Source organism: Microcoleus sp. K5-D4, assembly GCF_036704575.1.
GTDB lineage: Bacteria > Cyanobacteriota > Cyanobacteriia > Cyanobacteriales > Microcoleaceae > Microcoleus.
Genome location: NZ_JAUBSD010000002.1, coordinates 17,185 through 31,151, shown reverse-complemented (window position 1 = coordinate 31,151; position 13,967 = coordinate 17,185). Strand labels below are relative to the sequence as shown.

The 13,967-nt window shown below is 45.7% G+C and carries 18 protein-coding genes; 10 read left to right on the top strand and 8 right to left on the bottom strand.

Annotated elements, in window-relative coordinates; all coding sequences use genetic code 11:
- Nucleotides 1-5 precede the first annotated feature (5 nt).
- The 5 genes from QUA77_RS00970 to QUA77_RS00950 all read left to right on the top strand — a co-directional run bounded on the left by QUA77_RS00970 (nucleotide 6) and on the right by QUA77_RS00950 (nucleotide 2,779).
- Nucleotides 6-779: a 16S rRNA (uracil(1498)-N(3))-methyltransferase gene (locus QUA77_RS00970; protein ID WP_333034899.1), complete on the top strand. Its 774-nt coding sequence runs from the start codon at nucleotides 6-8 to the stop codon at nucleotides 777-779.
- An 80-nt stretch (nucleotides 780-859) separates the two neighbouring features.
- The gene (locus QUA77_RS00965; RefSeq protein WP_333034897.1) at nucleotides 860-1,090 is read left to right on the top strand and encodes a hypothetical protein; all 231 of its coding nucleotides are present in this window, start codon (nucleotides 860-862) and stop codon (nucleotides 1,088-1,090) included.
- Nucleotides 1,080-1,301 (top strand): type II toxin-antitoxin system PemK/MazF family toxin, encoded by a 222-nt coding sequence (locus QUA77_RS00960; protein ID WP_333034895.1) that lies wholly within the window; start codon nucleotides 1,080-1,082, stop codon nucleotides 1,299-1,301. The genes QUA77_RS00965 and QUA77_RS00960 overlap by 11 nt, the downstream gene beginning before the upstream one ends.
- A gap of 231 nt (nucleotides 1,302-1,532) precedes the next feature.
- Nucleotides 1,533-1,973, top strand: a complete 441-nt coding sequence (locus QUA77_RS00955; RefSeq protein ID WP_333034893.1) for a lysozyme inhibitor LprI family protein — start codon at nucleotides 1,533-1,535, stop codon at nucleotides 1,971-1,973.
- Nucleotides 1,974-2,026: 53 nt separating this feature from the next.
- Nucleotides 2,027-2,779 carry a PPC domain-containing protein gene (locus QUA77_RS00950; RefSeq protein WP_333034891.1) on the top strand — a complete coding sequence of 251 codons (753 nt, stop codon included), beginning with the start codon at nucleotides 2,027-2,029 and terminating at the stop codon, nucleotides 2,777-2,779.
- Between the two features lie 18 nt (nucleotides 2,780-2,797).
- On the opposite strand, the gene QUA77_RS00945 is transcribed toward QUA77_RS00950, so the two are convergent.
- Both QUA77_RS00945 and QUA77_RS00940 read right to left on the bottom strand, forming a co-directional pair.
- Nucleotides 2,798-3,022, bottom strand: coding sequence for a YgiT-type zinc finger protein (locus tag QUA77_RS00945; RefSeq protein WP_190735510.1), 225 nt, complete (start codon nucleotides 3,020-3,022; stop codon nucleotides 2,798-2,800).
- Nucleotides 3,012-3,335, bottom strand: coding sequence for a DUF4258 domain-containing protein (locus QUA77_RS00940; RefSeq protein ID WP_333448976.1), 324 nt, complete (start codon nucleotides 3,333-3,335; stop codon nucleotides 3,012-3,014). The genes QUA77_RS00945 and QUA77_RS00940 overlap by 11 nt, the downstream gene beginning before the upstream one ends.
- A gap of 108 nt (nucleotides 3,336-3,443) precedes the next feature.
- Here QUA77_RS00940 and QUA77_RS00935 point away from each other — a divergent pair, with 108 nt between their 5' ends.
- Nucleotides 3,444-4,601 carry a tetratricopeptide repeat protein gene (locus QUA77_RS00935; protein WP_333034889.1) on the top strand — a complete coding sequence of 386 codons (1,158 nt, stop codon included), beginning with the start codon at nucleotides 3,444-3,446 and terminating at the stop codon, nucleotides 4,599-4,601.
- Between the two features lie 104 nt (nucleotides 4,602-4,705).
- On the opposite strand, the gene QUA77_RS00930 is transcribed toward QUA77_RS00935, so the two are convergent.
- A complete protein-coding gene (locus QUA77_RS00930) occupies nucleotides 4,706-5,167 on the bottom strand; it encodes a hypothetical protein (RefSeq protein ID WP_333034888.1) in 462 nt (153 codons plus the stop codon).
- A 316-nt stretch (nucleotides 5,168-5,483) separates the two neighbouring features.
- On the opposite strand from QUA77_RS00930, the gene QUA77_RS00925 reads away from it, so the two are divergent.
- Nucleotides 5,484-6,101, top strand: coding sequence for an alpha/beta fold hydrolase (locus QUA77_RS00925; RefSeq protein WP_333034887.1), 618 nt, complete (start codon nucleotides 5,484-5,486; stop codon nucleotides 6,099-6,101).
- Nucleotides 6,102-6,103: 2 nt separating this feature from the next.
- A complete protein-coding gene (locus tag QUA77_RS00920) occupies nucleotides 6,104-6,715 on the top strand; it encodes an alpha/beta fold hydrolase (RefSeq protein ID WP_333034885.1) in 612 nt (203 codons plus the stop codon).
- A 125-nt stretch (nucleotides 6,716-6,840) separates the two neighbouring features.
- Here QUA77_RS00920 and QUA77_RS00915 read toward each other — a convergent pair whose 3' ends face one another.
- Nucleotides 6,841-7,272 (bottom strand): VOC family protein, encoded by a 432-nt coding sequence (locus QUA77_RS00915; RefSeq protein WP_333034884.1) that lies wholly within the window; start codon nucleotides 7,270-7,272, stop codon nucleotides 6,841-6,843.
- 11 nt (nucleotides 7,273-7,283) lie between these two features.
- Here QUA77_RS00915 and QUA77_RS00910 point away from each other — a divergent pair, with 11 nt between their 5' ends.
- Nucleotides 7,284-8,096: a TIGR00297 family protein gene (locus tag QUA77_RS00910; RefSeq protein WP_333034883.1), complete on the top strand. Its 813-nt coding sequence runs from the start codon at nucleotides 7,284-7,286 to the stop codon at nucleotides 8,094-8,096.
- A gap of 175 nt (nucleotides 8,097-8,271) precedes the next feature.
- Here the strand turns inward: QUA77_RS00910 and hetR are convergent, their stop codons facing one another.
- The 4 genes from hetR to QUA77_RS00890 form a co-directional block, all read right to left on the bottom strand.
- Nucleotides 8,272-9,177 carry a heterocyst differentiation master regulator HetR gene (gene hetR, locus QUA77_RS00905; RefSeq protein WP_333034952.1) on the bottom strand — a complete coding sequence of 302 codons (906 nt, stop codon included), beginning with the start codon at nucleotides 9,175-9,177 and terminating at the stop codon, nucleotides 8,272-8,274.
- A gap of 852 nt (nucleotides 9,178-10,029) precedes the next feature.
- On the bottom strand, nucleotides 10,030-10,257 hold the full coding sequence (gene patX, locus QUA77_RS00900) for a heterocyst-inhibiting protein PatX (RefSeq protein WP_333034881.1): 228 nt from the start codon (nucleotides 10,255-10,257) through the stop codon (nucleotides 10,030-10,032).
- Nucleotides 10,258-10,852: 595 nt separating this feature from the next.
- On the bottom strand, nucleotides 10,853-11,080 hold the full coding sequence (gene patX, locus QUA77_RS00895) for a heterocyst-inhibiting protein PatX (protein ID WP_333034880.1): 228 nt from the start codon (nucleotides 11,078-11,080) through the stop codon (nucleotides 10,853-10,855).
- A gap of 98 nt (nucleotides 11,081-11,178) precedes the next feature.
- Nucleotides 11,179-12,981 (bottom strand): FAD-dependent oxidoreductase, encoded by a 1,803-nt coding sequence (locus QUA77_RS00890; RefSeq protein WP_333448975.1) that lies wholly within the window; start codon nucleotides 12,979-12,981, stop codon nucleotides 11,179-11,181.
- A gap of 320 nt (nucleotides 12,982-13,301) precedes the next feature.
- Between QUA77_RS00890 and cysC the strand changes: the two genes are divergently transcribed.
- Nucleotides 13,302-13,826 carry an adenylyl-sulfate kinase gene (gene cysC / locus QUA77_RS00885; RefSeq protein ID WP_333034878.1) on the top strand — a complete coding sequence of 175 codons (525 nt, stop codon included), beginning with the start codon at nucleotides 13,302-13,304 and terminating at the stop codon, nucleotides 13,824-13,826.
- Nucleotides 13,827-13,967: the final 141 nt, after the last annotated feature.

Below are 13,967 nucleotides of genomic sequence, written 5' to 3'. Positions count from 1 at the left end.
ATTCAATGCCTCAATTACAAAGATTAGCAATTACAGCAGCTCAAATTTGCGAGCGCAAAATCGACCTAACTAGAGAACAGCAACATTATTTAAATCGAGTGCTACGTTTGCAAGCGGGCGATCGATTTATTGCGATGGACGGACGGGGACATTGGTGGTTAGCAGTCCTAGAAGTACGGGAAACCGGGTTATTTGCCTCCATAGCAGAGGAAATTGCTGTTAACAGGGAGCTACCCGTGGAAGTTACTTTGATGGCGGCATTGCCCAAGGGAAACGGCTTTGACGAGGTTGTGAGACAGGCGACGGAGTTGGGTGTGGCAAGTATTGTGCCGGTAACGAGCGATCGAACTTTGCTCAAACCAAGTGATCAAAAAGTTGAGCGGTGGAGAAGAATTGCTGCGGAGGCGGCGGAACAGTCGGAACGGCAAATTGTGCCGACCATTTTAGAGCCTGTTTCGCTTGATGTTGCTGTCAAAGATTGCGGTCAAAAATATCGATATATTTGTGTGGCTCGCGGGGACAATCGGCATTTGTGGGATTGTTTGATTGGTAGTTTCGATCCCCCCTTTGTAGGGGCGGTGCCCCCGTGCCCGCCCCCGACTGGGGGAGAATCGATTGTGATTGCTGTTGGGCCGGAGGGTGGATGGACTGAGGCTGAGGTGAAAAGAGCGATCGAATTTGGTTTTGAAGCTGTTTCTTTGGGTAGTAGAATTCTCAGGGCTGTGACTGCGCCGATAGCTGCTTTATCGTTGGTGGGCGCTGCTTTTGAGAAGTGTTAATATCCACACAAAAGTACCGAGACTTGCTGGGTTTGGCGATCGCAGCTAAAATGTAAATAGATAAGTATCAGAGAAGTAATATGTTACAGTCAGTAGAGGGGATATACCGAAATGGCAAAATTGAGTTATTGGAAATGCCCGCCAACATAGAAGAAGCGCAAGTTATTGTTACTTTTATGCCACAAGGAGGGTTAGTAAACTTGCAATCTCGCGGTATCAACCAGGAACAAGCAGCAGATTTACGGGTTCGGTTAAGTAGATTTGCTCCTGATTGGGAACTACCGGAGATGGATGCTTACGATGCCTTATAGTCGCGGTGATGTGGTTTTGGTTTTGTTCCCCAGCTCGAATTTGCGTACTGCGAAACGCCGTCCAGCTTTGATAGTTCAAGCTAATAATCTGGGGACTGGTTTAGGGCAAACAATTACGGCAATGATTACTAGCAACTTAGCCCGTTCAGGACACCAAAGCCGGGTTTTTGTTTCCCTGCAACACCGGAAGGGCAGCAAACGGGATTGCTAGCTGACTCGGTAATTATGACAGACAATCTTGTGACGCTTCTAGAAGTTGAAATCGATCGCAAAATTGGTACTTGGTCAGATATGGCAGCAGTGGACGCAGCACTCAAGCACACTTTGGGAATCTGATAAAAAAAGGCGTTTTAATTCAGTAAATATAAAAAAATACTTAAATTAATCAAATCAACTCTGTCTGGTGTTAAGAGGAATTATCAGATAAATGAGTTGACGAGTCATGAAAATAGAGTTGAGAAAAGGTCGATCGCCCTTTTGGTCGATTCCCTACGGGATAGCTTCGCTTCACACGCTTTTGGCAATTTTCGGTACACAATCAGTTTCTGCACAATCTCCGATTTTTCCCATTGCTCAACAGATTAATTGCGATCGCCCGCAAGGAGATGCACAAGTCAGAACTTGTATTCGGTTGAATTACGAAGCCTCGGATAAACGACTAAACGAGGTTTACAAACAACTAATTTCCCAATTGAGTGGCGAAGAGCGATCGCTACTTTCCGAAGCACAATTAGGGTGGATTAAGTTAAGAGATAAAACCTGTGAATTTGAAGTTTATAAAAATCGGGGCGGTACGGGTTATGGAGGTTTCCTCAGTGAATGTTTGGCTCGCATGACTAAACAGCGCACTGCGGAATTAGAAAACTATTTAAAACAAAGATAAAATAGTAAGTACACCGTACAACACCTGACAATAATAAAGATAAACAAGTATTTATGAAAAGCCGATCGCCCTTCACCCTCACCCTCACCATCATCTCAGCAATTGTAACCACCATCGTCCCAGCAGTTTTCGCCCAGCGACAGCCATCAGCCAACGAAATATACATCGATAAAAATTGCCAGCGCAATCAGCAACTACCGCAACTTGAAAGATTCACTATTTTTAGCAGAAACGAATTTACAACTAACGGTCAAAACTACTGGTTCTACGCCGCCCGCTATCTAGACGGAGCCGTGCTTTTCTGTACCTCAAAACCCAACTTCAACCAACCTAAACCTCTAACTGCAAAACAAATACAATCCCAATTTATTGACAAAATAGTCCCAGACCCCAACAACAAAACAGCCTTTATCATCGCAGTCCGAGAAGGAAATGGCTCCGAAGCACCCGTGACCAATTACGGCTTAGAATTGAGCAATGTCGATCGCCCAAAACTCACCTCCCTTTCCATCCTACAGCAGCGGGGAACCCTAAAAGACGGCGACCCCAGCGAACACACATTTCAAGGACGGGCCGGTCAATCTATTACGATCGACCTCAAAAGCAGAGCATTCGACCACAACATAGCACTGTTGGACACCAGCGGCAAAAATATTGCCCAAACACCAGGCAACTCCCAGAATCTCCGAGAGTCTCAAATCATCGTAAAATTACCTAGTAACGGCACTTATAAAATAGTTGTTAAAGGAGGCGATCGCACAAGCAAAGGTTCCTACAGCTTAAGCATTAATTCCAACCACTTATAACTAAATCTAAACCAACCGCTAGGCAAACTCGAAAACAGGTGTTTCAATCACCCTAATAGGCTTTCTATCTTCCCAAATCATCTTCTGCAACTGTTCCACAGTTTCAGGTGAAAAAAATCGCTCTCCCGTTTCCAAACACACTCTAGCAGGAACATTTTCAATAATAATAAACTTACCATTGATTTCAAGGGTATAATTTACTTTTTGTTCCACCATTGTTTCTTGCCAAATATCATTGTTCATTTTTATTTCTCCTTAACTTAAAATCAATCCAAATTTTCGGTTCTGGTTCGTATAAAGTAATGATTTTTACCAAAGGACGAGATGGATAACTGCACTGAACGTGCAAAGGTCTGTTGGCAAGGGTGAAGCCTAAAATCAAACAGCTTGGGCCATATTTGTCATCGGGATACTCTTCGATAACTTCACCAGCCATTATTGCTTCCCGGAGTTCTTGTACCCTGATACGGCGAACTATGCTTTGGTTTACTGCATGTTGTGAAAGCTCAAAATCATTTTTGACAATTTTGACACGTATTTTTTCAATGATTGTCATAGTTTCATATCGTATCTATAAGTTAACACAACAGCAAAAATTTTTAACCAGTGGCGGAACCAACCAAACATCAGCCAATATAGAAACAACGCCATTTCCGCAACCGCCATGACAGACATCAACCAAATAGCCGCCGCCCTAGAGGGTAAAGACTACAAACAAGCTGCCCAACTCATCAAACAACTACAAAAAGAATCTCCCGAAAATCCGTGGGTACAATACTATATTGCCCGCTACTACGAACTCACCAACAATCTCGAAAAAGCCCAAACAAGCTACAAACAAATACTCCGCGACATCACCAACCCCAAAATCCTCTCCCAGACCCGCCAAGCTATTCAACGGATTGAAACCGCCCAACAAAACCTCCGCCAACAAGCCATAGAAACCGCCAAAAACGACCCTAGCAACCTCGAACCCGGACTCCTCATCCTCGAACCCGTGAGTCCCGAAAACAAAGCCGCAGCCGTACAAAATATCAGCAGAATCTTTAAAATCGACGCCTACACAACCCGGATGCAAATCCAAAGCCGCGGCTGGAGACTCTACAAAACTGGCCCCATCGCCGAACTCCGAATTTACGGTCAAGAACTCCTCAAAGTCGGCATTCCCGTATTTTGGGCAAGCCTAAGCGATATTCAAAAAATCCAAATCTTCCGAGTGCAACACTTCCAGTCTCTTTCTTCCCCAGCCGTTGTTTGTAAAGATAAACTCGATCGACTCGGTGCGATCGAATTTAGCTGGTCAGAAGTTACCCAAAGAGTAGAAGGCCTGTTGCCGATGTTCATCGAAGTCATGGACTACTCCCCCAACCGAAGAAAGGAGCAATTTCGCCACAGAGAAATCAGGCAAGATTACGCTCAAATCTGTGACTTGCACATTCCCAGCAGAAACTGCATTCTGCGAATTTGCGACCAAAGTTACGAATTTCAACAAGGAGTTGACTTCACCAAAGCTTCAGCCGAACTCCCCACTTCACCCAATCATAAAAACAAAACATCGAGAGTCAAAAACTCTCAACAAATTCCTCAAAGTACCACCCGAATTAACTGGAATCACTTATTGGAAATATTCGATCGCCAGATTGACGTTACAGTTTGGTCAGAATTTACGCCCTTTGCCGAGACAGTGCTCGATTACACTAATATGTTGAGCAAGATCGAATCTCATATAGAAGTCGAGCGCAAATCCGAAACTCCTTGGGACTCAGCTTTTCAGCTATACAGCGGATTAGCTTTCCTCAGAAACCAAGAAAATAGGGAATAGAACAAATAGTTAAAATTAAAAATGAGGAATCCCATTTTTAATTTGTTAACGTCAGCATTGGGAATTATCCAATGCCCAATTCCCTATTATCAATTCCCAATTTCCTACTTCGTTTTCACCTGACGAGCCATTTCCCGGAAATTGTTCATGCTGGGGCCAGGGCCACGACGAGTTGCATTTGATGTCGGCATTAAATTATTAGGAGCAAAAGTCCGATTCGGTTCAGCTTGACTCGGCACTTTGCCGTTAGTTGCTGCAACTGCAGGTACTTTTGCGGGTTCCGCAGTATTAGCAGGAACGCTAGCAACTGGTTCCTTTTCTTTCTGAGACTTTTTCTCTACCTTAGCCTTTTTAGCTGGTTCAGACTTCTCAGACTTAACAGACTTTTCAGACTCAACTTTTGCCGGTGCGATCGCAACAGGCTCAGCCTTCGCAGGGGCAACTTTTGCTGGTTCCTTTGCTCCCGATTCGCCCAAATCTAGGAAATATTCAGACTTTTTCAAGCCCAACAGTCTGCCGAAAAAGCCGAAAATACCGCCGAAGAAATTTTTGATAAAACCAAACATTAGACTTACTCCTTTTGTTCTTTTAGAGAAATTTGTACAAGCTTGTCAACAAAGTTAGATTACGAGGTAAGGCAACTTTAGTCTACATTTCTTAATCAAAATTTACATTTTGCTGTATCTAAGCTAGCTCATCAAAGCAACTTTTAGGTATAAATACCAGGCTGCTTTGCACTTATTTACAAGTATCTCAGAATTTTTTACCGATTCCCACTAATTGCCGATCGTACCTCGATCCGATTCCCTAGCTGTCCTAGTAGGGGTAAAACTCCCTAGGGGAGTGATTTATGCTGTAATTAGCAAGCAATTTTCTTTTCAAATGAACAGTTCGCTCGATCGCAATCCCGTCATCCTCATACACGGCATCTGGGACACAAAGATGATTTTCAGCAAAATGTCCGCCCGCCTCACCGAACTCGGATGGTCAGTCCACAGCCTCAACCTCACCCCCAACGACGGCAGCCTCGGGCTCGACTTACTGGCAAAGCAACTCGCAGACTACATCTCTGAAACCTTCGAGCCAGAACAATCTTTAGACATAGTAGGCTACAGCATGGGCGGCATCGTCAGCCGCTACTACGTCCAGCGACTCGGAGGAATCAACCGAGTACAGCGTTTCATCACCCTATCTTCCCCCCACCACGGCACCCTCACCGCCTATTCCCTACGCCTACCAGGATACCTGGATATGCGCCCCGATAGTGGCTTGCTGCGCGATTTAAATCAAGATGTGACAATGCTCAAACGCATAAACTTTACATCAATGTGGACGCCATTTGACATAATGATTGTACCGGCAAACAGCTCCCAAATGCCAGTAGGTAAAGAAGTTAAAGTCAACGTTTTGCTGCACCGCCAAATGGTGACCGAGCCCCTAAGTATTAACGCAATAGTTGAAGAACTCAAAGCACCTATTGAAAATACAATTCCCACTTAAAAATGAATAGCAATTTCAGCCGCAACCCAGTCTTGCTGATTCACGGAATCTTCAGAAAATCGGGAATTTTTCACAAAATGTCTGCCTACCTGACCCAACAGGGATGGTCAGTCTACACCCTCAATCTCTCGCCCCATTGGGGCAACGCCAGCATAGACGAATTAGCCCAACAAATAGCAGATTATATAGACAAAACCTTTGCGCCAGAACAGCATCTAGATATAGTAGGATTGAGCATGGGCGGTTTAGTAACTCGCTACTACCTGCAAAGGTTAGGCGGCATTAACCGAGTGCAGCGCTTTATTGCCATATCTTCTCCTCACAGCGGTACTTGGATGGCTTACACTCTCTGGGGAAAAGGCTGCATCCAAATGCGTCCTGGCAGTGCTTTTCTGGAAGATTTAAATCGAGATGCTGCCTTGTTGGAAAAGCTCAATTTTACTTCGATTTGGACAGATTGGGATTTCATCATCGTACCCGCTTCTAGTTCCCAAATATCTGCTGCCAAAGAAGTAAAATTGTCTGTTTTCGCCCATGCCATGATGGCGAGGCATTCAAGCAGTTTAAAAGCGGTGGCTGAAGCACTTTCCGAACCATTGAAAGTTCATGATTAACCGTTTTATTCATTCTTGTATAATGTCAAATTTTGTAGGGGCAGGTTTCACCTACAGTAATTGCCTAAAACCAACAATTTCCTAAACCCGCCCCCACAGGCGGCAAATCGCTACCGGACTAAATATCAAACAGCATCGCCAACTTCAGCGTATTCGCTGCGACCAAAAATTGCTTCAGCTTCACAATAATACTTGAACTCAAGTATATTGTGGAAAGGGTCTTCTAAGAAGAAAGTACGGTGTTCTGTAGGCAAACCAACAAATCGCCGTCTCGGTTCTTGATAGAAATTTAAGTTATTTTGCTGGGCTTTTTCTAGCAACGCTTCCCAGTCAGCTTCGGAAGTAAAAATTAACCCAAAATGCCGGGGATAAATGCCTAGCTGAGGCGTCAAAGGTTCGCGGCTGACGTGGGCGACTATTTGATGACCACACAGACCCATAATCGCAGAATTAGGCGATTCGCGACCTAGTTCGCAGCCGAGCCCGTCTACATAGAACGCTTTTGTTTGGGCAATATCGGTCACGGGGAAGGCAAGATGAAATAAAACTTGGTTCATGGAGGTACTAAATGCAGAATTCAGAATTGTTCTTTAATTATTTATCTTGGTCTAATCCTTGGTTGGTGGCGATCGCCCTAAATACAGTTTTACTCGCGATCGCCACCATTGCTCCTAAAAAATTGCTCACTCCCGCTGGCCAATTTCACGGCTGGGTATTGGGCGTCCTCATCTGGGGCTGTTTGGGATGGCAAGGCTATGCTGTGGTGATGTTTTACTTTCTTGTCGGATCGGGAGTTACCCGCATCGGCAAAGCGCAAAAAGAAGCAGAAGGCATAGCCGAAAAGCGTTCAGGCGCACGAGGCCCTGAAAATGTCTGGGGTTCTGCTTTAACCGCTACTCTTTGTGCTGTGGGAGTTTTGGCATTATCTATTTTAGGCAATACAGACAAGATGCCTGTGCCGCAAGATGCTATTTCCCTGTTATTGCTGGGTTACGCGGCGAGTTTTTGCACCAAACTTTCCGATACCAGCGCCAGCGAAATCGGCAAAGCTTACGGGAAGCGGACTTTTTTGATTACCAGCTTGCAGCCTGTGCCTAGAGGTACGGAAGGGGCCGTAAGTTTGGAAGGAACGATCGCGGGTATTGTCGGTTCAATTCTGATTGCGCTGTTGAGTTGGGCCGTCGGTTTAATTGATTTGACAGGAATTGTTTTTTGTGTTATTGCAGCTTTTATTGCCACGAACATTGAGAGCGTGATTGGGGCGACGGTGCAATCAAAGTTTGAGTGGCTGACGAACGAGGTGGTAAATTTTTTTAATACGCTCATAGGAGCGATCGCAGCGATTATTTTAGCGGCGACCTGGAGAGCTTTTTTAGCTTAGTTAATCCTGGACGCATTCTCGACCCAATCAACCTGGTTTTTTACGATAATTCAAACGATTAACGCAGTATTTTTGCAAAAAAAGCCTGTTGCGCCGTCTAGGGCTATTAGCTATTAATCATTAGTCATTAGTCTCAAGCAATCAACTCATGACTAATGATTAATAGTTAATCAAACTAAGCGTCGTCTTGCGGCCCAAAAACCATTTGTAAAATCATCGTCGGTTCGCCCCGCTTGTGATAGCGATCGGCCCAATTGCGAATAATTTCATCTAATTCCTCAAGGGCTTGGTCGAGCCGTTCCGGCGGAATATCCAAAGTCTCCATAATTCGCATCACCTTCGGTTGTTTTTCCGCCCAATCCTTCATCAGCCGGAAATATCTAGCCGTATCCTCAACCATAGTAAATGTCCGCTCTTCCTGCTCTGCGGGAGAGTAAGTAGCGCGGGTGAGGGCATAAAACGGCATTCCCCAAGGAGAATCAATGCGAGTCACTGTCCCAGAATAGATCAAGCGCCGCTTAATGTGTTCTGCTAGAGCTTCGCTCAAAGGCATTCGCCTTTCTGGAGACATATCTTCTTGCGATCGCCTGTGCAGAAACTCGATCAACTCCATAAACTGAAAAGAATTGATCAGTTGAGCGTCTGGCGGATTCGGAGGAATCTTGCCTTCGAGATATTTTTTTTCATCTACAGTCAAATTGTTTCCCGGAATGCGAGGGCGTCCCGGCATCCAACCATACTGTTCCAGCCAGACATAAGGAAACTGAATCAAATACCTAGGTTCTTGCGAACCCAACATTTTCAGCAGTTTTCCCTGAGTCAGAGCTTCCCGGACTTCTTCAACAATCACCTTCACTCGTTTAGGCTCAATGTGATGCAAGTGTCCGGTCATCCGCAGGTTGTTGTCCTGCTCCATATAAGTCATATAAATGGCACACTTAGCCGCCGTTGCGGCCGCGTCTAGAAACGCCCCGTGCCTGTGCCCACTGGTTCTCATGGCGCTAAACGCCAGATATAGCATGATCTGATCCATTGCACTAGGGCTGAGGCTTTTGACCAGATCCAAAGAGTCATTTTTCATCACTATCCCCGAAATAGCCAAATTAGGAGGCATTTTGTCATCCTCCATTAAATTATTGCGAGAGCGCCGAATCAAGCATAGCCGACTGTCGCCGGAAAGCTTGCCAGCTACCCTAATATTCAGGTTAGTTAATTTCCCTGAGGTAACAGGGGCATGGGCTTAAAGGCTATCCACACCGCATAAGTGGTTCTTATTGGTGGCCAATTTAAGTAGATTGCTGCACCCTCTGCGCTGACAGTTTACCTATATATAAGTTAGTTATCGCAAGTTAATTATAGTGCAGCGGTTGAAAATTAAACCCTACCTGTGGGGGGGAGAAGGTAAATAACTGTTGCGCTCCCAGGAATTTGAGGCGACTCCGAGCCCCTAATTCTTGAAGAGTCATGGATGCCGAAACCCGGTTCGATCAAATAAAATAAGGGTGTTGCATAATTGCGGGAAGATTTTGATGGTTTTGTGGGATGGGATCTCGTAGCCCGTCCGCTGTATTTTCACAGCAGGCGGGACACCCTACAAGCATCCTCCTCAAATTGTGTAACGCCAAAATAAGGCGTGGAAGACGGGGGATATCGGTTGAAAAACCCAGATTATCCCAGGTCTGTGGGTAATTCCTGTTTAATTGAAGCGTTTTCAAAACAAAACCGCCACATACTAGAATCTATCTCTAGGTAGATGGCGGTTCCCCGTTTATATGCTATCATTTATCACAAAAAAATAATCTCTTCAGAACTGTCCACAAAAAGTGAAGTTGTCGCTTAAGCTGAAAAACTAGAATCCCAGAAAATCCGATCGAGCGATCGAATGAACTGCCCGAAGCAACTCAGTTGTGGTTATCACTTGCGTCCAGTGCGATTAGAAATCTTGTAGCGGATGAGTGTAAACATTAGGCTCAGTAAAATGCCTGCGTCCGCCGCCCCTCTGAGGAGGGCGATTGCCCTTTTGTTGAGTTTGGGCTGACAACATATATTGGGCGGTGGCAGTTTCGAGCATGGGGAGTGAAGATTCAAAAGCTTGAGCGGCGCTGGCACTCAAGGTAATGCCCAACAGGCTCAGTAAAGCAATTGCAGTGTAGGTTTTCATGGGTAGTATTCGTCCTGTCAGTATCTATTTAGAGATACGACATTACCCAGGCTGATCAGGATGAATTTCCCTGAAATTATCAAACTCTAGAATCAGCAATCAGGAATCACGAATCAGAAGGAAAAAAGAAGAAGGAATCAGGCTTTAGTTAAGCTATCGCGCCTTTAAATTGTATCCTAAAATCCTTGTATAAAAAGCGGATAATTATCTTTCCCTCTCCCTTTCTCACCCTCTTCCCCTCCCGAAGCAACAGACACTATGCGTAGCATCTGATCTATGAAGCAGTCAGAAGTCGATGTAAAAGAGAATAAATAAAATCTCTGGATTCACTAATAAAAAAATTCCTAATTGCACTACCCAGACGGTTGCAATAATATACAAAACCGCCACATACGAGATTCAATCTCTCGATAGATGGCGGTTTAAGGTTTATATGCTATCATCACTCACATAAAAGAAGAGCCTAATGACTGTAAACAAGAAATGCAGTTGCCTTGGAAACCTGAAAAACTAGCATCCCCGGAAATCAGATTGAGCGCTCGACACGGGCTGCTGAAACTAACTCAATAACGGAAATCGCTTTCGTCCAATGTCATTAAAATGCTTGTAGTTGATGAGTGTAAAGATTAGACTCCATGAACTCTCGGCGTCCGCTGCCTCTTTCTGGAGAACGATCGCCCCTTTGTTCGGTTTGGGCGGATAAAATGTATGAAGCGGTGGCAACTTCGAGCAGTCCGACGAGGGATTCAAAGGCTCGAACGACAGTGGCGCTCAAAGTAACGCCCAAAAGACTGTGTAAAGCAATTGGTGTGTAAGTTTGCATGGGGTTAGTATCCGTGTCATTGTCTATTAACTGATACGGACTCTCCCCGATCGATCAGGATAAATTTCTGTGAAATTTTCGGATCTCTGCAAAAAACCTTACCTCTTCAATTCTACTGATTCCGCCAGCAGCCAAGCACCTGCCGAATTCAGCCTACCCCATACTGTCAGAGGCTTTTCGGTTTCGCAATTGTGTAAAAATCGGTCGGTTTCCGAGTCCAAAGTCACGAGTTGCCAAGTTTGACCGCCTAATGATGCGGGGCTTGTCAGCGTTAGTGTCCAGTCTTGTTCGCCGAGGCGACGGAAAATGCCAGAAAATGGGCTGTGGGTATTTGCTGTTTGACTGCTTTGTTTCTCTCCTGACTCCTGACATTCGCCGCTGGCGGGATATGCTTCAGGTCGATCGAGATAATAGCGCTGCCAATCCAGCCAGTCCGATCGCCCCCGTGTCAAATTAAATAAAGGAATAACTGCCGCACTCGCCTCGGAATCTTGCAGCAAAGCTTCCTGCAAAACTCTCACCGGCAACTCCCGCGGCTGACATCCAGATTGCGCGCACAAAGCCGCCGCCATCCCCGCAGCCTGTCCAATATTCATTACCGTCGGTTGCAAGCGAGTTGCACCGTTGGCGATGTGAGAGACGGAAATATTTTTTTCGCACACTAGCAAACCGTCTGTAATCGCAGGAATTAGCGCGCTGTAAGGAATGGTAAACGGAGTTCCCGTCCAGCGGCCGCCCCACCGGATCGATTTGGGCTGCAAGGGAATGTCGCCACTGGTGTAGTGGTGGTCGTTGGCATAGTTGCCGATCGCAATTGTTTCACAAATGCCCTCAGAATTTATCGGCAACTTCGCGACTCTTCCACCGACAATAGGCAAAATATCTTGTTCTCTGACTGTACTTATCCCTCGCAAGCGCCGACTTTCTCGGTAGTAAGGATGTAAGGCAAAGGAAGAAAGAAGGGAAGAATTTTGTTGATTGTCGATCGTTGAAATCGGGAAAATATTCTGTGCTAAGCCGTAGCGGTGGCCGAGTTGCGTTTGAATGAAGCGGGCGAAACTTTGAGTATGCCAGAGACTTTCTTGCAGGAATTCTTGTCGAGATGCTTCAGATTTAATGAGTCGATCGACTCCTTCACCATAATCATTACCTCGAATCGGCCAATTAATCATCAACAATCCCCCTGGCAGCCTGCCGTAATTGAGAAATTGTTCGGGAGTGTAACCGTCCCAAGCACCGATAAATCGATCGGGATTGTCAATAGGCGGCGCGGGAATTTCTGGCGCCACTGCACCTTTACCAAAATCCTCCATAATTGCCACCCAAGTCGGGGCTTGCACCGAATACCTCTCTGTGAGAGCATTAGAGGCGATGGGCGCGCTGGGTTCTCCCCACTCGGCTTGGAATTCCCAACCCCAGCGGTGCCCAACTTCGGCTAAAGCCAGCAAATCTCCCAATTCCGTGGCATCCAAAGTGATTTTGGCCGAAACCGTAAAATCTGCAAACCGGACGCCAGAAATGCGAGAGCCTTCTGTTAGCACATCTTGAGCTGTTTGTCCACAAATCCACTGTAAGTTCGGCAAACATTTAACCCAATCAGCGAAAATTTCAGCACCGGTGCGGGGATCGTAAGTAAAAAAACTTACCCAGCCCCAATCCAAACCTCCCGGCTGTCGCTGCTGAAGTTCCCGCAAAAACGCGCCCCACAAACCGGTTTGAAAAGCTGCTAATTCATTGCCATCAGGGGCCGAAACGCCTGCAGCAGTTAGCATTCCTCCCAGCCAGGGGAATTCGCTTACTAAAATAGTTTTGGCACCTCGGCGGGCTGCTTGCACGGCTGCGGCAGTGCCGCCGGTGCCGCCACCGACTACCAAAACATCTGCTTTTAAGACCGAAGACATAGGCAATACCATTTTAGATTTTAGATGGCGAAAGGCTCAGTAAGGTGATGAGTGCGCTACGGATAGATATTCGGCGTTGGCGACTGCGAATTGAATTTTACTGTCTAAAGACTTGACAAATAATAAATCGGGAATTATGCAGCGCTCGCACAATTTTGTTACTAAATGACCGCAGGAGCGATCGCAACTTTTGATTTCTCATTTTTGGCGCGCCAATATTGGCAAGATGACACCGCGAATAACGATAATAGAAAAAAGGGAACAGCATCTATAAAGTTTTACGTCTTAATAATTTCCCAGTTACTAATTAACGGCTGAAAATGGAAAAAGGTTTTATTTTGTGGTTTACCGGGCTGAGCGGTTCCGGCAAGACAACTATCACCAAAGCTCTCGAACCCGAATTGAAGGCCAGAGGTTGCAAAGTTGAAATATTGGATGGAGATGTCGTTCGCACCAACTTGTCAAAAGGTTTGGGATTTAGCCAAGAAGACAGAGATACTAATATTCGGCGGATTGGATTTGTAGCTCACCTGCTGAGCCGCAATGGAGTAGCCGTAATGACCGCAGCTATTAGCCCCTACAGAGCAATTCGCGACGAAATTAGAGCAATGGAGCCCAATTTTGTTGAAGTATATATCACAGCGCCGTTAGAAGTGTGCGAAGGTCGCGATGTCAAGGGGCTATACGCTAAGGCGAGAGCAGGAGAAATTAAGGGTTTTACGGGAATTGACGATCCTTATGAAGAACCGCTCAATCCTGAGATTATTTGTTACACAGAGCGAGAAAGTGTGGAAGAGAGTGCTAAAAAAGTTCTCAGCAAGTTAGAAGAGTTGGGTTACATTTGATGTTGGCGGGGTTGGATGAGGATAGGGGCAAAAAGCGATGGTGGTGAAAAGTTATTCGCGCAAGGTGCAACTTGAGAAAAAATCTCACCCTTGTGCCCCCTTCGCGGAGAGGGAAAGGGAAGAATTTCTCTCCTTTCGGGC